We start from the raw sequence: 18,604 nt of genomic DNA, 5'->3' as shown, positions 1-18,604 counted from the left end.
CGTTTGATCGGGCGGGCCGTCCGGGCCCGCACGCTACAATGGCGGCATGAACGCCGCTTTGCAGGGCGCTTCCAGCGAGGTGTCCGCCTCCGCGGAACGCCTCAAGATCACAGAAATCTTCCTCTCGCTGCAGGGCGAGGCCCGCCATGCGGGCTGGCCCACCGTGTTCGTGCGCCTGACCGGCTGCCCGTTGCGCTGCCAGTACTGCGATACGGCGTACGCCTTCCACGGCGGCGAGTGGTGGTCGATCGACGACATCCTCGCCGAGGTCGCGAAGCACGGCGTGCGCCACGTCTGTGTCACCGGTGGCGAACCGCTGTCGCAGAAGCGCTGCATCGGCCTGCTCCAGCGTCTGTGCGATGCCGGCTATGAGGTCTCGCTGGAAACCTCCGGTGCCATCGACATCAGTGAGGTCGATCCGCGCGTGTCGCGCGTGCTCGACATCAAGACGCCGGGCTCGGCGGAAGTGCACCGCAACCTGTGGTCGAACCTGCCGCTGCTGACGCCGCACGACCAGGTGAAGTTCGTGCTCTGTTCGCGCGAGGACTACGACTGGGCGAAGGCGATCGTCGCCGAACACCGCCTCGCCGGGACCTGCGAGGTGCTGTTCTCGCCGAGTTTTGCGCAGGTCACGCCGCGCGAACTGGCCGACTGGATCGTCGCCGACCATTTGCCGGTGCGTTTCCAGATGCAGCTGCACAAGCTCCTGTGGAACGACGAGCGCGGTCGCTGATACTGCGCTCCGCTCCGCTTTCCCGCTTCAAGAAGCACTTCGGAAACACACATGAAAAACGCCGTCGTCCTCGTTTCCGGAGGCATGGACTCCGCCGTCGTCATCGCCATCGCGCGCGAGCAGGGTTTCGCCGTGCATGCCTTGAGCGTGCGCTACGGCCAGCGCCACACATCGGAACTCGACGCGGCCGATCGCGTGTCGCAGGCGCTCGGCGCGGTCGCGCACAAGACGGTCAACGTCGACCTGCGCAGCATCGGCGGCTCCGCGTTGACCGACGAGGCGATCCTGGTCCCCACCGACGCCGATGGGCATGCCGTCGGCGTCGCCGCCGCCAAGGACGCGATTCCGGTCACCTACGTGCCGGCGCGCAACACCATCATGCTGTCGGTGGCATTGGGCTGGGCCGAGGTGCTGGGCGCCAGCGACATCTTCTGCGGCGTCAACGCGGTCGACTACTCGGGGTATCCGGATTGCCGCCCGGAGTTCATCGCTGCGTTCCAGGATCTCGCCAACCTCGCGACCAAGGCCGGCGTCGAAGGCGCGGGCATCCGCGTGCATGCGCCGCTGCAGTTCCTGAGCAAGGCCGACATCGTGCGCGAAGGCCTGCGCCTGGGCGTCGACTTCAGCCAGACCGTGTCCTGCTACCAGGCCGATGCCGACGGCCGCGCCTGCGGCCATTGCGACGCCTGCCGCCTGCGCGCCGAAGGCTTTGCCACGGCCGGGGTTGCCGATCCGACCCGTTACGCCTGAGGGCGCGTGCGTGACGGTCTGACCATCGGGGCGCGCCTGCGCTAGAATGCGCACCCCGGCGCAAGGCCGGTTGTGACGCCGCTTGTTGCATCCGTGGGTCGTTAGCTCAGTCGGTAGAGCATCGGACTTTTAATCCGCTGGTCGATGGTTCGAATCCATCACGACCCACCAACCACGGCGAGACTGAGTCTGTTGGTCGCCCACACGCTTGAGAACGCGGGACCCGCCTCGTGGGGCGGGGCACGCTGCACGCGCCGTCGCGCGTGCAGCATCACGCCGCATCGAACAACTGCTGCAGCACATCCTCGCCGTAGCGGTCCAGCTTGCTGGCGCCGATGCCGGGGATGCGCGCCAGTTCGTCGAGGTCATCCGGTGCGTGGGTGGCGATGGTGCGCAACGTGCTGTCGTGGAAGATCACGTAGGCGGGCACGTTCTGCTCGCGCGCGGTGTTCGCGCGCCAGACCCGCAATGCGTTGAAGCGGACCAGGGCATCGGGGGCGAGGTCGAACTCCTGGTCCGTCGTGCTGGCGCCGCGCTCGCGGCGGCGCCGTGGCGGCTTGGGTTGCTCGGTGCGGAAGTGCAGGGTGGTGTCCCCGCGCAGGACCGGGCCGGCGGATTCGGTCAGGTGCAGGGCGCCGTGGACGTCCGCTTCGAGCAGGCCCTGCGCCACCAGTTGGCGGAACACGCTGCGCCACTGGCGTTCGTCCAGGTCGTTGCCGATCGACCACGTGCTCAGCTGGTCGTGGCCGAACTGCAGCACGCGCTCGGTGCCGATCCCGCGCAGGATGTCGATGACGTGCGCGGCGCCGAAGCGCTGCCCGCTGCGGTACACGCACGACAAGGCCTTGCGCGCGGCGATGGTGCCGTCCCAGCTCTGCGGCGGTTCCAGGCAGTTGTCGCAGTTGCCGCAGCCGCCCGCATGCGCCTCGCCGAACCAGCCCAGCAGCGACTGCCGCCGGCAGGTGGTCGATTCGCAATAGCCGAGCAGGGCGTCGAGCTTGCGCAGTTCCAGGCGCTTGCGTTCCTCGCCGGCTTCCGACTGCAGGATCAGCTGGCGCAGGTTGATGGTGTCGCCCAGGCCGTAGCAGAGCCACGCCTCGGCGGCTTCGCCATCGCGGCCGGCGCGGCCGGTTTCCTGGTAATAGCCTTCCACCGACTTGGGCAGGTCGACGTGCGCGACGAAGCGCACGTCCGGCTTGTCGATGCCCATGCCAAAGGCAATCGTGGCCACCATGACCACGCCGTCTTCCTGCAGGAAGCGGCGCTGGTGCGCGGCGCGCGTCGCCGCGTCCATGCCGGCGTGGTAGGGCAGGGCGTCGATGCCCAGTTCGCACAGCTGCAGCGCGATGCTGTCTACGCGTTTGCGCGAGAAGGCGTAGACGATGCCGCTGTGGCCGCGGTGAGCGAGCAGGAAGTCGCGCAGCTGCCGCAGCGTGTTGTCCTTCTGCACGACACGGTAGCGGATGTTGGGGCGGTCGAAGGAGCTGACGAAGCGGCGTGCGTGTTCCAGCGCCAGCCGCTCGGCGATCTCCTGCCGCGTCGGCTCGTCGGCGGTGGCGGTGAGCGCGATGCGCGGCACGTCCGGCCAGCGTTCGTGCAGCACGGTCAGCTGGCGGTACTCGGGGCGGAAGTCGTGGCCCCATTGCGACACGCAGTGGGCCTCGTCGATGGCGAACAGCGCGATGCGCGCGCGCTCGAGCAGCGACAGGAAGCGCGGCGTAAGCAGGCGTTCCGGCGCGACGTACAGCAGATCGAGCTCGCCGGCCAGCAGTTCGCGTTCGACGCTGGCGGCCTGCGTCGCGTCCAGCGAGGAATTCAGGAACGCCGCGCGCACGCCCAGCTGGCGCAGGCCTTCCACCTGGTCCTGCATCAGCGCGATCAGCGGCGAGACGACGATGCCGCAGCCCTCGCGCAGCAGGGCGGGGAGCTGGTAGCACAGCGACTTGCCGCCGCCGGTCGGCATCAGCACCAGCGCGTCGCCGCCGTTGGCGACCTGCTCGACGATCTGCGCCTGTTCGCCGCGGAAGCCGGGGTGGCCGAAGATGCGGCGGAGGAGATCGAGGGCGGCGTCGTGCATGCGGCCATTTTACGGCCCGGCTACCCCAAACCCAGCAGGCATCGCCGCATGTGGGCCTAGGAAACTTCCCAAGGCCCGAAAACAAAGGCCCCGCGATCCGCGGGGCCCCGTATTGCGTACTGCCGCGGGCTTACTGGAGCAGGGAGCGCAGCATCCAGGCGTTCTTCTCGTGCACCTGCAGGCGCTGGGTCATCAGGTCCACGGTCGGGTCGTCGCCGCCTTCCTCGGCGATCTTGAGCACCTTGCGCGCGGTGCGGGCCACGGCCTCGTTGCCCACCACCAGCTGGCGCACCATCTCGTGCCAGTCGGCGGTGTCGGTCAGGCCGGGCTCTTCCGGGATCGAGCTCAGGCGGATGAATTCGGCGTACGAGCCGGGCGCGTTGTAGCCCAGGGCACGGATGCGCTCGGCGGTCTCGTCCAGCGCGGTCCACTGCTCGTTGTACTGGCCTTCGAACATCACGTGCAGGCTGTTGAACATCGGCCCGGTGACGTTCCAGTGGAAATTGTGGGTCTTCAGGTACAGGGTGAAACTGTCGGAGAGGAACCGCGACAGGCCTTCCGCGATCTTCTTGCGATCCGCACCGCCGATCCCGATATCGATGGCGAGGGTCTTGCCCGCCGGGGCCGCCTTCGTGCTGCCGGGCTTGGACGACTTGTTCTTGGCCATGCGGATCTCCCTGTAGTGGATGCCAGCGGCGACAATAGGCCGGTCCGCCGACGGTGTGAAGTCAACTGTTTCTTTCTTTCGAATAGATGAACCCTATCGATGCAAGCGCCAAGGCCGCGTCACGACCGGCCGGCCGGGATCGCCCGCGCGCCCCTTCACCAGCGCAGGACGCCGCGTTGCAGCAGGCGCGGCGCGCGATCGACGGCGCGTTGAGCCGCGACCGCGGCCGCCTGCACGGCCTGTGGTCGCGCTGGAGCGCGAAGCCCGGCGACGAACCGGCGCAGGCTGCGTTCGCACAGGCGCTGTCGGCGTCGGTCGCGCAACGCGAGGCGCGGGTAGCGGCATTGCCGCAGGCGCCGGTGGAGCCTTCGTTGCCGATCGCGGCCGAAGCCGAGCGCATCGTCGAACTCATCCGCCAGCACCAGGTCGTGGTGATCGCCGGCGAAACCGGTTCGGGCAAGACCACGCAGTTGCCCAAGCTGTGCCTTGCGGCCGGTCGCGGCACCGCCGGCATGATCGGCTGCACGCAGCCGCGCCGCATCGCCGCGCGCGCGGTCGCGCGCCGCGTGGCGGAGGAACTGAACACCTCGCTCGGTGGCGCCGTCGGCTATCAGGTCCGCTTCACCGAGAACGTCGGCGAGCAGACCGCGGTGAAGTTCATGACCGACGGCATCCTGCTGGCCGAGATCCAGTCCGACCGCTGGCTGTCGCAGTACGACACCATCCTTATCGACGAGGCGCACGAGCGCAGCCTCAACATCGACTTCCTGCTCGGCTACCTGAAGCAGCTGCTGCCCAAGCGCAAGGACCTGAAGGTCATCGTCACCTCGGCGACCATCGACACCGAGCGTTTCGCCGCGCATTTCGGCAACGCGCCGGTGGTGAACGTCGAAGGTCGCAGCTATCCGGTGAACGTGCGCTACCGGCCGTTGGAAGGCGAAGGCGGCAACGGTACGGATCCGCGTCTTTCCGAGGAAAGACGCGGCGGCGATCGCACCATCAACGACGGCATCGTGTCCGCCTGCGACGAGATCACCCGCGAGGACCCGCGTGGCGACGTGCTGATCTTCCTGTCCGGCGAGCGCGAGATCCGCGACGCGCACCAGGCGCTGGAACGGCGCAAGTACCGCGAGACCGAAGTGCTGCCGCTGTACGCGCGGCTGTCGGTGCGCGACCAGGACCGCGTGTTCAATCCCGGGCCGAAGCGCCGCATCGTGCTCGCCACCAACGTCGCCGAGACGTCGCTGACCGTGCCGCGCATCCGCTACGTGGTCGATCCGGGCCTGGCGCGCGTCAAGCGCTACAGCCCGCGCGGAAAGCTCGACCGCCTGCACATCGAGGATGTCTCGCAGGCCAGCGCCGACCAGCGCAAGGGCCGCTGCGGCCGCATCGCCGAAGGCACCTGTTACCGACTGTACTCGCAGGCCGATTTCGAATCGCGCCCGCGCTACACCGATCCGGAAATCCGCCGCGCCGCGCTCGCCGGGGTGATCCTGCGCATGCTGTCGCTGGGGTTGGGCCGCATCGAGGAGTTCCCGTTCCTCGAGCCGCCCGATCCGCGCGCGGTTGCCGACGGCTGGCAGCAGCTGGGCGAACTCGGCGCCGTCGACGCCAGCGCCAATGACAGCCGGCGCCAGCTCACCGCCACCGGCAAGCTGATGGCGCGCCTGCCGGTCGACGTGAAACTCGCGCGCATGCTGGTAGCCGCCAACAGCCACGGCTGCCTGCGCGAGATGCTCGCCATCGCGGCATTCCTCGGCATCCAGGACCCGCGCGAACGCCCGGCGGACCAGCGCGCCGCGGCCGACACCGCGCATGCGCTGTTCGCCGACCCGCGCTCCGAATTCGTCGGCATCCTCAGGTTGTGGGATGCCTACCAGGACGCGCACCAGGAACTCACCCAGTCGAAGCTGCGCGCGTGGTGCGACAAGCACTTCCTCGGCTTCCTGCGCATGCGCGAATGGCGCGAGCTGCACCGGCAGTTGAAGCTGTTGTGCGATGAGCTGGGGTGGCAGCATGAGGCGAAGCCCTCAGTACGTCATCCCGAGCGCAGCGAGGGACCTGTTGTTCGTGCAGTTCAGAGGGAAAGCAGACCCCTCGCTGCGCTCGGGATGACAGGGGAGGGGGCGCAGGGTCTCGGCGCGCACCACTACGCCACGCTGCACAAGGCCCTGCTCGCCGGCCTGCCCACGCAGATCGGCCAGCGCGGCGACAAGGGCTTCTATGACGGCCCGCGCGGGCGCAAGTTCCAGTTGTTCCCCGGTTCGCCGCTGGCAAAGAAGCCGCCGCCGTGGGTGCTGGCCGCGACCCTGCTCGACACCGAGCGCGTGTGGTCGCTGACCAACGCCACGATCGAACCGGATTGGGCGATCAGCGAGCTGGCGCACCTGCTCTCGCGCCGCCACCACGATCCGCACTGGGCGCGTTCGCAGGGACGCGTGGTCGGCAGCGAGCAGATCAGCCTGTTCGGCCTGGTGCTCGCGCCGAAGCGGCCGGTGCATTACGGCGCGCTGTTCCCGGAAGAAAGCCGCGTCATCTTCGCCCGCGACGCGCTGGTCAGCGGCGAGATCAACACCCGTTGCGCCTTCCTCGCGCGTAACCTAGCCACGCTGGCGAAGGCGAAGGAAGAGGAAGCCAAGCAGCGCCGCGCCGGCCTCGTCGTCGACGAGGAGTGGATGGCGCAGTGGTACCTCGACCGCCTGCCGGCGCACGTGCACAACGCGCAGGCGCTGGATGCGTGGTACGCCAAGCTGCCCGCGCCGGAGAAGGCGAAGCTCGAGTGGTCGTCCGACGACCTGATGATCGGTGGCGAAACCGAGGCCGCGCGCTTCCCGCCCTACCTCACGCTGGGCAACGCGAAGCTGGCGGTGAAGTACCGCTTCGAACCCGGCGCGCCCGACGACGGCATGACCGTCGCGGTGCCGCTGCACCTGCTCAACGCGCTCGATCCCGCGCGGCTGTCGTGGCTCGCGCCGGGCTTCGTGGCGGACAAGGCCGCGGGCCTGATCAAGTCGTTACCGAAGACGTTGCGCCGCAACTTCGTGCCGGCGCCGGATTTCGCCCGCGCCTTCCACGAGGCCCATGCGCAGCCGTCGGCGGATGCGCTGGTGGGCGAACTGGCGCGCTTCCTGCGCAAGCTCACGGGCGTGGAGGTCGCGGCGACCGACTTCGATGACGCCGCGCTGGAACCGCACCTGCGCATCAACCTGCGCCTGCTCGACCGTGACGGGAAATCGGTGTTGGCGGGGCAGGTTCTCGCAGAGTCCCGCGACCTCGACGAGCTGCGCCGCCGCTTCGGCGAGCGCGCCGCGACCGCTTTCGCGGCGAAGGCGGCCGACGGCCTGGCGCAGACCGGATTGACTGCGTTTCCGGAGACGGCGATACCGCCGTCCGTGCCCGGCGCCGGCGGCGTGCCCGCCTATCCGGCCCTGCACGACGACGGTGCCAGCGCATCGCTGCGCGTGCACGCCGAACGCGAGGTCGCCCGGCAGGCGCACCCGCGCGGCGTGCGCCGGCTGCTCGCGCTCGCGCTGGCCGACAAGCTCAAGCATGCGCGCAAGCAGTTGCCGGTGACGCCGAAGAGCGGCCTGCTCTATGCCGCGATCGAATCCGCGTCGCCACGCGTGGACGGCTTGAAGGACGGCGACCGCCTGCGCGCCGACCTGGTCGACGGCGCCTTCGATGCATTGACGCGCGAGGGGCTGGACGACATCCGCGACGCTGCGGCCTTTGCCGAGCGTCGTGATGCCGTCGCGAAGCAGTTGTTTCCCGAAGCGATGGAGCGTCTGCGCCAGGCCGAAGTGATCCTGGCCGCCGTGGCTGAAGTGCGTGCGAAGCTGGAATCGCCGCTGATGGGCTGGGCCAGCGGCAACCTCGACGACATGCGCGCGCACCTGGCCACGCTGACGCCGCCGGGTTTCCTGCGCGACGTGCCCGCCGACGCGCTGCGCGAGTACCCGCGTTACCTCAAGGCGTTGTCGTTGCGCGGCGAACGCGCGCTGCGCGATCCGACCCGCGACCAGGCGCGCATGCTCGAACTGGCGCCGTTCGCTTCCGCGCTGGTCGATGCAGTCGCCAGTGGCGCCGCCGGTGCGGCGGACTGGCAGGCGTTGCGCTGGGAACTGGAGGAACTGCGCGTCTCGCTGTTCGCGCAGGAACTGGGTGCGCGCGGCGGGGTGTCGCCGAAGAAGCTCGCCCAGCGACTGTCCGCGCTGCGGCGCTGAGTAAGACGCGTCAGGGCGCGGCGTCAGTCGATGCGGTAGACGCGCGCCTTCGGCATGTCCTCGTCGACCTGCAGGAACCAGCGCCCGGCGATGCCGGGAACGACCACGATCGGCGGATCCTGCAGCGCCTGGCGCAGCTTCATCTGGCCCTTGAGCACCTTCCACTGCTGGCCGTTCTCCAGCACGAACACGGTGCCGGGTTCCCAGCCGGCAACGCTGCCCCGCACGCGGCTGTGGATCGGCGCGTCATCGAGGCCGATGTAGCCGCGCGGCGCCTCGCCGCTGTCGGCCGCGGCCTGCTTCGGCATGGAAGCGGGCGTGGCGAGCTTGTCGCGCAGCAGCCGGTTGAGTGCGGCCAGTTGCACGGGCGTGAGCGTATCGAGCCCGGCTTCGTGCATTTCGTCCGCGCTCAGGCGCTGCTCGATATCGACCTGTGCCGATTGCGCCAGGGCACCGGTAGTGGCGCCGATCGCGACCGCCAGTGCGGTCGCCAGACAGATCTTGCGGAACATGGAAGCGCCTCCGGCGTGCAGCGAACACGGCATGTTGGCGGGCGAGTGTTGCAGCCGTGTTTCAGGGGGTGACGCGCTTGACCTTGGCACCGATGCCGATGCCCTCGATCTGCAGGTACCAGCTGCTGAACACGCCCGGGCGCACGGTGGCCTTCGGGTTGCTCAGCGGCTTGGTCGCGTAGTAGTCGCCCTCGATCACGCGCCAGCGCTGGCCGTTTTCCAGTTCGAACACGGTGCCCTTTTCCCAGCCGCGGACCTCGCCCTTGACCGCGCTCGTGACCGGCTCGGGTGGCAGGGTGCGTTCGCGCCGGCTTTCCTCGACGACGGCGGTCTGCTCGACGCTGAGCAGGCGGTTGAGCAGCGACAACTGTTCCGCGGACAGCTGATCCAGGCCGGTGGCCTGCATCTGTTCCGCGGAGAGGCGCTGCTCGATCGCGACGTAGGGCCGCTCGGCGAACGCGGGCGCTGCCGCCAGGCCGCCGCCCAGCACGAGCGCGCAGGCGAGGCTGCGCAGGGCGCGTCGCATCGTCGCCATCACTTCACCCGGCGCACGGCCGCGCGCTTGTTGTAGCCCTCGACCTGCAGCTGCCAGTTGTTGCCGATCAGGCTGGGGCTGATCTTCACCTGCGGAGCGGTCATGCGCGCGCCGGCGAGGGTCGCCTCGTCGACCTGCTCCCACACCTGGCCGTTGTCCAGCGTCCAGCTGCGGCCGCGGCCGAAGCCGCGGAACTCGCCGCTGATGCGGGCGACGATGGGATCGGATTTGCCGAAGCTGGCGAAACCGCGGTTCTCGGTCTGGACCTTGTCCTTCGCCAGTTCGGCGGCCTTGGTGGTTTCGACCTCGAGGGTGTTGTTCAACCACGCGTTGAGCTTGCCCAGCTCCTGCGGCGACAGCTTGTCCAGGCCGGCGGCCTTGAACTGTTCCGGCGTCATCTGCTGCTCGATCGGCGGCTGCGCGAAAGCTGCGGGCGCACATGCCAGCAGCGCCAGCAGCATGAGCGAATTCCAGAATGGACGCAGACGAGTCCTGGGCATGGCTGTTCCTCCGGGCGGTTGGGGGCTAGTGTAGACCGGTCGCTACGTTTTCATCGCAACGCCCCATGGCTTCCGCTTCGCTGCGCCTCGACGAACTGCTGATGCTACCGGCTGCAACGCATGCCGCCGCGGCCCTCGCGCCGCCGCTGCGCCGTGCGCTCGAATCGGCGTACGGCGAGCAGGCGGTTGCGTTGCGCGACGCGCCCGCGATCACCGCCGTCACGCTGGACCTGCTCGCCCGCCTCGGTGCCGACGGCGAGACCGTTGCCGCCGCGTTGCTGCACGATGCGCCGCCGTCGCAGGGCGCGGCGCAGTTCGAGAAGCAGTTCCCGGCCGTCGCGGCGCTGGTCGAGGGGCAGAACGCCGCGGCGCAGGTGTGGTCGCTGCACGCCGAGCGCGGCTCGCACGCGAGCAACGAAGGCCTGCGTCGCCTGCTGCTGGCGATCGTCCGTGACCTGCGCGTGGTGCCGATCCTGCTGGCGCGCCAGCTCGCGCGGATGCGCAACGCCGCTGCGTTGCCGGAAGCGCAGCAACGCGCGCTCGCCGAACTCACCCGCGACATCCACGCGCCGCTTGCCAACCGCCTGGGCATCTGGCAGTTGAAGTGGGAACTGGAAGACCTCGCGTTCCGCTACCTGGAACCGGACACCTACAAGCAGATCGCGCGCCTGCTCGACGAGAAGCGCGGCGACCGCGAGCGCTACATCGAGGCGGTCAAGCGCACGCTGCAGCAGGCAATGGAGGCGCAGGGCGTGCGCGCCGACGTCGCCGGCCGGCCCAAGCACATCTACAGCATCTGGAAGAAGATGCGGCGCAAGGACGTGCCGATCAGCGAGCTGTACGACCTGCGCGCGGTGCGCGTGCTCGTCGACGACATCGCCGCGTGCTACGCCGCGCTCGGCGTGGTGCATTCGACCTGGGCGCCGATCCCTAGCGAGTTCGACGACTACATCGCGCGCCCCAAGCGCAACGACTACCGCTCGCTGCACACCGCGGTGATCGGCCCCGAAGGCAAGACGCTGGAAGTGCAGATCCGCACCTCCGACATGCATCGCCAGGCCGAACTGGGCGTGGCCGCGCACTGGAAGTACAAGGAAGTCGGCAGCCACAGCGCGGACGCGGCGTTCGACCGCAAGATCGCGTGGATGCGCAAGCTGCTCGAGGCGCACGGCGAAGGCGAGGGCGCGCTCAGCGGCGAATTCGACAGCGAGCTGGTCGAGGACCGCGTCTACGTGCTGACGCCGAAAGGGGAGGTGCTGGACCTGCCCACCGGCGCGACGCCGCTCGACTTCGCCTACCACGTGCACACGCAGGTCGGGCATCGCTGCCGCGGCGCGAAGGTGGACGGGCGCATCGTGCCGCTCGACTACAAGCTGCGCACCGGCGACCGCGTGGAGATCCTCACCGGCAAGGCCGAGGCGCCGCGACGCGACTGGCTGCTGCCGTCGAACGGCTTCCTCGTCAGCAGCCGCTCGCGGGAGAAGGTCCGCGCGTGGTTCCACAAGCTCGATCGCGCGCGCAACGAGCAGGAAGGCAAGGAGCTGCTGGACAAGGAGCTGCGCCGGCTCGGCGTGCTCGGCGCCGACCTCGCGCCGGTGCACCAGCGCTTCAACGTCGACAGCGACGGCGACCTGCACGTGCTGGTCGCGCTGGGCGACGTCGGCCCGCATCAGGTCGGGCGCGCGTTGCTGGAGCTCGAACGCGCCGCGAACACGCCCGAAGAACCGGCCACGGGCCTGCCGGTGTCGCGCGCGCCGCGGAAGATCCCGCAACGCCGCACCGAATTCACCGTCGAAGGCGTCGGCAACCTGCTGGTGCAGCTGGCGCGCTGCTGCCAGCCGGTGGCGGGCGAGCCCATCGTCGGCTACCTCACCCGCGGCCGCGGCGTGAGCGTGCATCGGCCCGATTGCGCGTCCTACCTGCGCCTGGCCGCGGCGCAGCCGCAGCGCGTGCTGCCGGTGGAGTGGGGGCAGAAGGGTGGCGGCTACGAGGTCGATGTCGAAGTGCTGGCGCTCGACCGCAAGTGGCTGCTGAAGGAAGTCAGCAACGTCATTGCCCAGGCCAACGCGCACGTGACCAGCATCAGCAGCCAGCTGGAGCGCAACGGCGCGCACGTGCGCCTGCGCGCGCGGCTGCGGGTGAACGACTACGGACAGCTGTCGGCCCTGCTGGGCAAGCTGTCGTCGCTGCCCGGGGTCGCGCACGCGCAGCGCAGCTGAGTGCGGCGGCTTCGTCGTGCCAGCGCACGGACCCGTCATTCGCCCCGCGGTATCCTCCGGGCGATGACGGCGCAGGACACAGGTTCCGATTCGACAGGCAAGCCGACGGCTGAGCCGGCAGGCACGCCGCGGCGCGAGCCGTCGCTGGGCCGTTTCGACGAGCTGCGCTTTCGCCCGCAGCAGGAGCGGGCGCGCGCTCCGCGTTCGCCCCGTTGGTTGCAGCGGCTGCGCGGCTGGAGTTGGCGCTGGATCCTCGCGGTGCTCATGGTCCTGGTCGCGCTGCTGTTCGTGCTGCGCCAGCCGGTGGCCGAGTGGCTGTGGCCGCAGACCCGCGCCGAACGCCTGCGCCTGCAGGCCGCGCAGGCACTGGCGGAAGGCCGCCTGACCGCCGCCGACGGCAGCGGTGCGCGAGAGTTATATGCCGCGGCGCTGGCGCTGGATCCGGACCGCGCCGACGCGCGCGCTGGGCTCGACCGCGTCGGCCAGGCAGCATTGGCGCAGGCGCGTACGGCGATCGCGCGCAGGCAGTTCGATCGTGCGCACGCAGCGCTGGCGCTCGCCGAGGAGCTCACCGTGCCGCGCGCGCAGGCCATGGCGCTCCGCGAGCAGTTGCGGCGCAACGAAGCCGCTTCGGTCGGCATCGACCAGCTGCTGCAGCAGGCCGCCGCCGCGCGTGCCGCCGGCAAGCTCGGCGGCGAAGGCGGGGCGCTGCCGCTGTATCAGCGCGTGCTGGAACTGCAGCCTGCGGACACCGCCGCACTGGAAGGCCGCGAAGACACCCTGGCCGACCTGCTGCAACAGGCGCGCGCGCGGTTGGCTGCGGGCAATCTTGTCGCCGCGGCGGCGATCGTGCACGGCGTGCAGCAGGCCGATGCGGGGCACGTGGAGTTGCCCGACATGCTTGCCGAACTCGGCAAGGGCGCTGAACAGCAGCGCCGCGCCGCGGACCGTGCACTGCGTCGGGGGCAGCTGGAACAGGCCGCGCAGGCATACGGCGCTGCGCTGCTGGTGAACCCGGACGATTCCGAGGCCCAGCGCGGCGTGCAGGCCGTGGCGGCCGCCCACGCGCACCGCGCCGAACGCTTCGCCTCGGATTACCGCTTCGCCGAAGCCGAGGGCGCATTGGCCGCGGCGCGCAAGGTGGCCGGCGCATCGGCCTCGCAGTCGCCCTCCATCGCCGAGGCGCAGCAACACATCGCCCGCGCGCGGCAGGTGCAGCGCCAAAGCGCCGCCGCCGCGCCCACCGCGGCCCAGCGCAGGCGGGTGACGCAATTGCTGGCGGAAGCCGCGCAGGCGCAGGCGCGCGGCGACCTGCTCACGCCGCCCGGCGACAGCGCGTTCGACAAGCTGCGCGCGGCGCAGGCAATCGCGCCGCGGGACCCGCGTGTACGCGCCGCTTCCACTCGCCTGCGGCCTGCGGCCGGCGAATGCTTCAACGAGGCGCTGCGTGGCAACCGCCTGGTGCGCGCAGGCGCATGCCTGGACGCGCGCCGGATGCTCGAAGGCGAGAGCGCTGGCGTGCGTGCGGGGCGCAGCGAGTTGGCGCAACGCTGGATCGCACTGGGCGACCAGCGCCTCAGCGCGGGCGAGATCCGCGGCGCGCGGACGGCGCTGGAGGCGGCGCGGGCACTGGACCCGGGCGCGGAAGGGCTGGCGGCGTTCGCCGAACGCCTGCACACCGCGGCCGCAGCCGGCGATGCGGAAACGCCGCGGCGCTAGCCGCGAACGCCGCGGCGACAGCGAGCGGCGCGGTCAGGCCAGCAGCGTGCGCCGCACCACGTCGCGCGCGGCATCCAGCGAGAAATGCCGCTCGACGTTGCGCAACCCGTTCACCGCCAGGCGCTGCCACAGCGCTTCATCGCGGTAGGCCCGCACGACGGCATCGGCGAAGGCGTGCGGCTCGTCGGCGACGAGTACGTCCTCGCCCGCAGCCAGGTGCATTCCTTCCACTGCGCATGACGTGGCAACCACCGGCTGTCCGTGCGCCATGCTCAGGTTCACCTTGCCCTTCACGCCCGCGCCGTAGCGCAGCGGCGCCACTGCCACGCGCGCGCCGTCCATGTACGGCGCGATGTCGGGGACGTGGCCGTGCACGACGACGCCCGGATGTGCCGCAAGTGCGGCGATCGCCGCGGGCACGTCGCCGCCGATGCAGTGGAAGCGCACCTCGGGCAGCTCCGCGCGGATCAACGGGAACACCGACGTGGCGAACCAGTGCACCGCATCGACGTTGGGCGGATGGCGGAAGCCGCCGACGAAGACGAGGTCGTGGCGATGCGCGAAAGGCAGGCCTGGACCTGCTACTTCGTGCAGGTTCGAAAGGATTTCCACTGCCGCCTCGGGCGCGTCGGTGGCCAGAAGTTCGCGTTCGGCCGCGCTCACGACCAGGGTGAAGTCGCTGCGCCGGATCACCTCGAGTTCGCGGGCGCGCGTGCGCTCGGCCGCACGCATCAGCGCGCCGTTGTTATCCACTTCGGCGCCGCGCCGTTCGCGCAGGTAGTGCAGGTCCACCGTGTCGAATACGACTTTCGCCTGTGGTGCATGGCGGCGCAGTAGCGGCAGCAGTTCGCGCGCAACGTAGTGCCGGCACACCACCGCTACGTCGAACCGATGTCCGTGTTTGCGCAGCCAGTCGGGGGAGCTCTTCGAGTACGGCTGGTGCCAGACCTCGGCACCCAGTTGCTGCAGTTTTCGCGTATAGCCGCCATCGTAGCCATGGTCGGAAGGGAGGAAGACCACATGCGCGCCTTCGTCGTGCAGCAGGCGCATCAGGTTGTAGAGACGCAGCGATCCCGAGTCGCGATCCGGTTGCGGGGTGAGCGCGTCGACGACCAGGACGGTCTTCCGGTAGTGCCGGTCGCCGATCGATACCGGATCGTCCGAATGCAGCGGATGGGTGGCGAGCACCGTCTGCCACCGCTCCGCGAAGCGTTGCCGGTTACGGGGTTGAAATGACTTGATGCCCCGGCGCTCGTCCGTGCCGGTGGTGACGCCCTGCACGTGCACGACCCACGAGGCCGGTTGCACCAGCACGTGCAGGCCGGCGGCGCGCACCCGCATCGCCAGGTCCGTGTCCTCGTAGAAGGCCGGTGAGTAGGACGGATCGAATCCACCCAGCTCGACGCAGAGTGCCCGCGGCATCGCGAGTGCCGCGCCCGACACGTAGTCGACGCGTCGGACGTAGTTGAACGCGGGTTCGTCGGCCGCATGCAGGTGGCCGAGTTTGTCGGCGGACCCATCGTTCCAGACGACCGCTCCCGACTCCTGCAGGCGTCCGTCGGGATACAGCAGCTGCGCCCCGACCACGCCCGCGCCCGAGTGTTCGGAGAACGTCCGCAACAGGGCGTCGAGCCATCCGGGCTGCGGAACCGTGTCGTTGTTGAGGAACACCACGTAGTCGCCGCGCGCCAGTGCCAGTCCATCGTTGCATGTGGCGATGAAACCGCCATTCGCGGCGCGGCGGTGATAGCGGAGCCTGTCGATCCGGGGCAGCACGTGCGGAGTGTCATCGGACGAACCGTCGTCGACGACGATGATCTCGATCGCAATGCCGGGCGGATGCGCGGCCAACGACCGCAGACACACGAGCGTGTGCGCAAGATGGTTGAACACCGGAATGATGATGCTGGCGACCGGCGTGTCCGCCGCGGCCGTCGACGGAACTTCGAAGGGCGCGAACGGCGCGGGATCGGGGAGGTACAGCGCGGGACGCCGCGTCTCCGGGACGCGACGGAATTGCTTCTTTACGCGTCGCCAGGTGGACACCAGTCCGCGCGTCCGAAGACTGCCGAACCCGCGTGTCAGCAGCCCGGTGAAGCGATCCACGCGGAACCGGAAATCAGTCCAGTTCATGCCAAAAGTGCCTGTTGCATAGCCGTTCTCGTTCTTGCCCAATCCAGCGTGAATCGGCCACAGGAAACCCGGTCCGCCTGACCCGCCTGCGCTAGACTCGCCCAGTTCGGGCGCGCAGCCCCACCTATTCTGGCATCCAGTGGCGATCGATTACGACGAAGACGAAGACGGCGGGCGGGGCGAAGGCAGCGAATCCGGGCAATGGAAGCGGCGGCTGGTCACCTGGAGCCTGGCGGCGATCGGGCTCGGGCTCGGCTTCCTGATCCCCTACACGCTGTACCTCAACCACCAGGTCAGCGAGCGCTTCGGCCGCCTCACCTGGCAGATCCCCACCCGCGTCTACGCGCGCCCGCTGGAACTGCGGCCGGGCCTCGCGTTGGACTCGCGCACGTTCAAGACCGAACTCGATGCCGCCGGCTACCACCCCGGCGACGGCGCGCGCGAGGGCAGCTACGCCCAGAACGGCGGACGCTGGAAGATTTCCAGCCGCGGCTTCAACGACGTCGACGGCGCCGTCCCGGCGCGGCGCATCGAAGTGGTCCTGTCCGGCAGCCGCGTCGCCAGCGTGCGCGACGCCGGCGGCAAGGGCCCGCTCAAGGCCGCGCGCCTGGATCCGGCGCGCATCGCCACGCTGTACGGGCAGAAGCAGGAAGAGCGCCGGCTGGTGCGCATCGAGGAAGTGCCCGAGCTGCTGGTGACCGGCCTGCAGGCGGTCGAGGACCGCGACTTCAACCACCACATCGGCATCGACTTCAGCGGCATGCTGCGCGCGGCGTTCAAGACCGCGACCGGCCGCAAGCAGGGCGCCAGCACGCTGACCCAGCAGCTGGCGCGCAGCGGCCTGCTCGGCATCGGCAAGGAACAGACCTGGACCCGCAAGGGCAAGGAAATCCTCTACGCGCTGATCATCGACGCGCGTTACGAGAAGCGCGACATCCTCGAGGCCTACCTCAACCAGGTCTACATGGGCCAGCGCGGCTCGCAGGCGATCCACGGCGTGGCCGCGGCGTCGGAGTTCTGGTTCGGGCGCGACCTGCGCGACCTCAACACCGAACAGATCGCCCTGCTCGTCGGCATCGTCAAGGGGCCGTCCGCGTACGATCCGCGCCGCCATCCCAAGGCCGCGCTGGAACGCCGCAACTTCGCCCTGGGCGAGTTCCGCGAAACCAACCTGATCGACGACAAGGAATACCAGCGCGCGCTGAAGGCGCCGCTGGGCGTGACCGAAACCGCGGGCAGTCTCGCGCCGAACCGCTTCCCGGCCTACGTCGACCTCGTGCGCCGCCAGCTGGCGCGCGACTACCCGGCCGACCAGCTCGTCGGCGCCGGCATGAGCGTGATGACCGGCATGTCGCCCGCCGCGCAGGCGCTGGCCGAAGGCGCGGTGACGCGCACGCTCAAGAGCCTGGACCACAAGACCCGCCCGCCGCTGCAGGCGGGCCTGGTCGTCACCGACGTGCACAACGGCGAAGTGGTCGCCGTGGTCGGCAGCCGCGAACACAGCGAGCACGGCTTCAACCGCGCAGTGGAAGCGCAGCGTCCGGTGGGTTCGCTGCTCAAGCCGTTCGTGTACCTGCTCGCCCTCGCCACGCCGGAGCAGTATTCGCTGGCCAGCTACATCGACGATTCGCCGGTGACGGTGGATCTGGGCCGCGGCAAGCAGTGGAATCCGGGCAATTCCGACGGCCGCAGCCACGGCAGCGTGCGCATGATCGATGCGCTGGCGATGTCCTACAACCAGGCCACGGTGCGCATCGGCATGAAGGTCGCGCCCGAGCGCATCGCCGACCTGATCAAGACGCTCGCCGGCATCCAGGCCGAGCCGCGCCCCTCGCTGATCCTCGGCGCGGTCGACCAGAGCCCGTATGCGATGGCGCAGCTGTACCAGTTCCTCGCCAGCGGCGGGCAGATCCAGCCGCTGTACGCGGTGCGTGGCGTGCTCGACGCCAACGGCCGCGCGCTCAAGCGTTACGACACCAAACCCGCGCCCGCGCAGGAAGGCGACGCGATCGCCGCGCGCCTGATCACCATCGCCGGCCAGCAGACGGTCACCAGCGGCACCGCCGCGCAACTCGTGCGCGACGGCCTGGGCCGCCTCAATGCCGCCGGCAAGACCGGCACCAGCAACGACGGTCGCGACAGCTGGTTCGCCGGCTGGACCGGCGACCACCTTGCCGTGGTCTGGGTCGGCAACGATCAGAACAAGGAAACCGGCCTGTACGGCGCCACCGGCGCGATGCGCGTGTGGTCGGCGATGTTCGCGCGCCTGCCGAGCGCGCCGTTGCAGGTGGGCAGCAAGGGCATCGACTGGCAGTGGGTGATCGGCAGCAACACCACCGACGCCGATTGCGCGGGCGCGCGCCGCATGCCCTTCGTCGCCGGCTTCGCGCCGCAGTACACGCCGTGCCCGGCGCCGCAGCCGGTCGCCGAAGAAGGCGAGGGCGGCGGCTGGCGCGAGTGGTTCGGCCTGGGCCGCGACAAGGACGATGAAGAACAGCGCGAGGCGCCGCCTCCGCCCGAAGGGCAATGAGCCGGG

General features: G+C 69.8%; 12 protein-coding genes and 1 tRNA gene. 7 read left to right on the top strand and 6 right to left on the bottom strand.

Going from position 1 to position 18,604, the window contains the following annotated elements; genetic code table 11:
• Positions 1-46: 46 nt before the first annotated feature.
• The 3 genes from queE to H8B22_RS03400 all read left to right on the top strand — a co-directional run bounded on the left by queE (position 47) and on the right by H8B22_RS03400 (position 1,654).
• Positions 47-733 carry a 7-carboxy-7-deazaguanine synthase QueE gene (gene queE / locus H8B22_RS03410; RefSeq protein WP_187712720.1) on the top strand — a complete coding sequence of 229 codons (687 nt, stop codon included), beginning with the start codon at positions 47-49 and terminating at the stop codon, positions 731-733.
• A 51-nt stretch (positions 734-784) separates the two neighbouring features.
• Positions 785-1,483, top strand: a complete 699-nt coding sequence (gene queC, locus H8B22_RS03405; protein ID WP_187712719.1) for a 7-cyano-7-deazaguanine synthase QueC — start codon at positions 785-787, stop codon at positions 1,481-1,483.
• Between the two features lie 95 nt (positions 1,484-1,578).
• Positions 1,579-1,654, top strand: a tRNA-Lys gene (locus tag H8B22_RS03400).
• Between the two features lie 100 nt (positions 1,655-1,754).
• Here H8B22_RS03400 and recQ read toward each other — a convergent pair.
• Both recQ and H8B22_RS03390 read right to left on the bottom strand, forming a co-directional pair.
• The gene (gene recQ / locus H8B22_RS03395) at positions 1,755-3,560 is read right to left on the bottom strand and encodes a DNA helicase RecQ (protein WP_187712718.1); all 1,806 of its coding nucleotides are present in this window, start codon (positions 3,558-3,560) and stop codon (positions 1,755-1,757) included.
• Between the two features lie 130 nt (positions 3,561-3,690).
• Positions 3,691-4,227: a Dps family protein gene (locus H8B22_RS03390; protein ID WP_187712717.1), complete on the bottom strand. Its 537-nt coding sequence runs from the start codon at positions 4,225-4,227 to the stop codon at positions 3,691-3,693.
• An 86-nt stretch (positions 4,228-4,313) separates the two neighbouring features.
• Here H8B22_RS03390 and hrpA point away from each other — a divergent pair, with 86 nt between their 5' ends.
• Positions 4,314-8,450, top strand: coding sequence for an ATP-dependent RNA helicase HrpA (gene hrpA, locus H8B22_RS03385; protein ID WP_187712716.1), 4,137 nt, complete (start codon positions 4,314-4,316; stop codon positions 8,448-8,450).
• 23 nt (positions 8,451-8,473) lie between these two features.
• Here hrpA and H8B22_RS14820 read toward each other — a convergent pair whose 3' ends face one another.
• The 3 genes from H8B22_RS14820 to H8B22_RS03370 all read right to left on the bottom strand — a co-directional run bounded on the left by H8B22_RS14820 (position 8,474) and on the right by H8B22_RS03370 (position 9,958).
• Positions 8,474-8,962 (bottom strand): hypothetical protein, encoded by a 489-nt coding sequence (locus H8B22_RS14820; protein ID WP_225876266.1) that lies wholly within the window; start codon positions 8,960-8,962, stop codon positions 8,474-8,476.
• A 61-nt stretch (positions 8,963-9,023) separates the two neighbouring features.
• Positions 9,024-9,497: a hypothetical protein gene (locus tag H8B22_RS03375; protein WP_187712715.1), complete on the bottom strand. Its 474-nt coding sequence runs from the start codon at positions 9,495-9,497 to the stop codon at positions 9,024-9,026.
• Positions 9,497-9,958: a hypothetical protein gene (locus H8B22_RS03370; RefSeq protein ID WP_187712714.1), complete on the bottom strand. Its 462-nt coding sequence runs from the start codon at positions 9,956-9,958 to the stop codon at positions 9,497-9,499. Before H8B22_RS03370 ends, H8B22_RS03375 begins: the two co-directional genes overlap by 1 nt.
• 104 nt (positions 9,959-10,062) lie before the next feature.
• On the opposite strand from H8B22_RS03370, the gene H8B22_RS03365 reads away from it, so the two are divergent.
• A complete protein-coding gene (locus H8B22_RS03365; protein ID WP_187712713.1) occupies positions 10,063-12,216 on the top strand; it encodes a RelA/SpoT family protein in 2,154 nt (717 codons plus the stop codon).
• A 63-nt stretch (positions 12,217-12,279) separates the two neighbouring features.
• Positions 12,280-13,935, top strand: a complete 1,656-nt coding sequence (locus H8B22_RS03360; protein ID WP_187712712.1) for a hypothetical protein — start codon at positions 12,280-12,282, stop codon at positions 13,933-13,935.
• A 33-nt stretch (positions 13,936-13,968) separates the two neighbouring features.
• On the opposite strand, the gene H8B22_RS03355 is transcribed toward H8B22_RS03360, so the two are convergent.
• Complete coding sequence (locus H8B22_RS03355; RefSeq protein WP_187712711.1) at positions 13,969-16,068, bottom strand: glycosyltransferase; 2,100 nt, start codon at positions 16,066-16,068, stop codon at positions 13,969-13,971.
• A 139-nt stretch (positions 16,069-16,207) separates the two neighbouring features.
• On the opposite strand from H8B22_RS03355, the gene mrcB reads away from it, so the two are divergent.
• Positions 16,208-18,598, top strand: coding sequence for a penicillin-binding protein 1B (gene mrcB / locus H8B22_RS03350; protein WP_187712710.1), 2,391 nt, complete (start codon positions 16,208-16,210; stop codon positions 18,596-18,598).
• Positions 18,599-18,604 lie beyond the last annotated feature (6 nt).

It is taken from the genome of Lysobacter terrestris (genome assembly GCF_014489475.1).
Taxonomy (GTDB): domain Bacteria; phylum Pseudomonadota; class Gammaproteobacteria; order Xanthomonadales; family Xanthomonadaceae; genus Agrilutibacter; species Agrilutibacter terrestris.
Note: the sequence above shows the minus strand (reverse complement) of the source record. Positions and strands in the feature narration are given on the sequence as shown.

What these genes read in the sequence shown, in the direction of transcription:
- H8B22_RS03390 (WP_187712717.1), bottom strand. Translation starts at nt 4,227, where the DNA reads ATGGCCAAGAACAAGTCGTCCAAGCCCGGCAGCACGAAGGCGGCCCCG.
- H8B22_RS03370 (WP_187712714.1), bottom strand. Translation starts at nt 9,958, where the DNA reads ATGCTGCTGGCGCTGCTGGCATGTGCGCCCGCAGCTTTCGCGCAGCCG.
- queC (WP_187712719.1), top strand. Translation starts at nt 785, where the DNA reads ATGAAAAACGCCGTCGTCCTCGTTTCCGGAGGCATGGACTCCGCCGTC.
- H8B22_RS03355 (WP_187712711.1), bottom strand. Translation starts at nt 16,068, where the DNA reads ATGAACTGGACTGATTTCCGGTTCCGCGTGGATCGCTTCACCGGGCTG.
- H8B22_RS03360 (WP_187712712.1), top strand. Translation starts at nt 12,280, where the DNA reads ATGACGGCGCAGGACACAGGTTCCGATTCGACAGGCAAGCCGACGGCT.
- H8B22_RS03365 (WP_187712713.1), top strand. Translation starts at nt 10,063, where the DNA reads ATGGCTTCCGCTTCGCTGCGCCTCGACGAACTGCTGATGCTACCGGCT.
- hrpA (WP_187712716.1), top strand. Translation starts at nt 4,314, where the DNA reads ATGAACCCTATCGATGCAAGCGCCAAGGCCGCGTCACGACCGGCCGGC.
- H8B22_RS14820 (WP_225876266.1), bottom strand. Translation starts at nt 8,962, where the DNA reads ATGTTCCGCAAGATCTGTCTGGCGACCGCACTGGCGGTCGCGATCGGC.
- H8B22_RS03375 (WP_187712715.1), bottom strand. Translation starts at nt 9,497, where the DNA reads ATGGCGACGATGCGACGCGCCCTGCGCAGCCTCGCCTGCGCGCTCGTG.
- recQ (WP_187712718.1), bottom strand. Translation starts at nt 3,560, where the DNA reads ATGCACGACGCCGCCCTCGATCTCCTCCGCCGCATCTTCGGCCACCCC.
- queE (WP_187712720.1), top strand. Translation starts at nt 47, where the DNA reads ATGAACGCCGCTTTGCAGGGCGCTTCCAGCGAGGTGTCCGCCTCCGCG.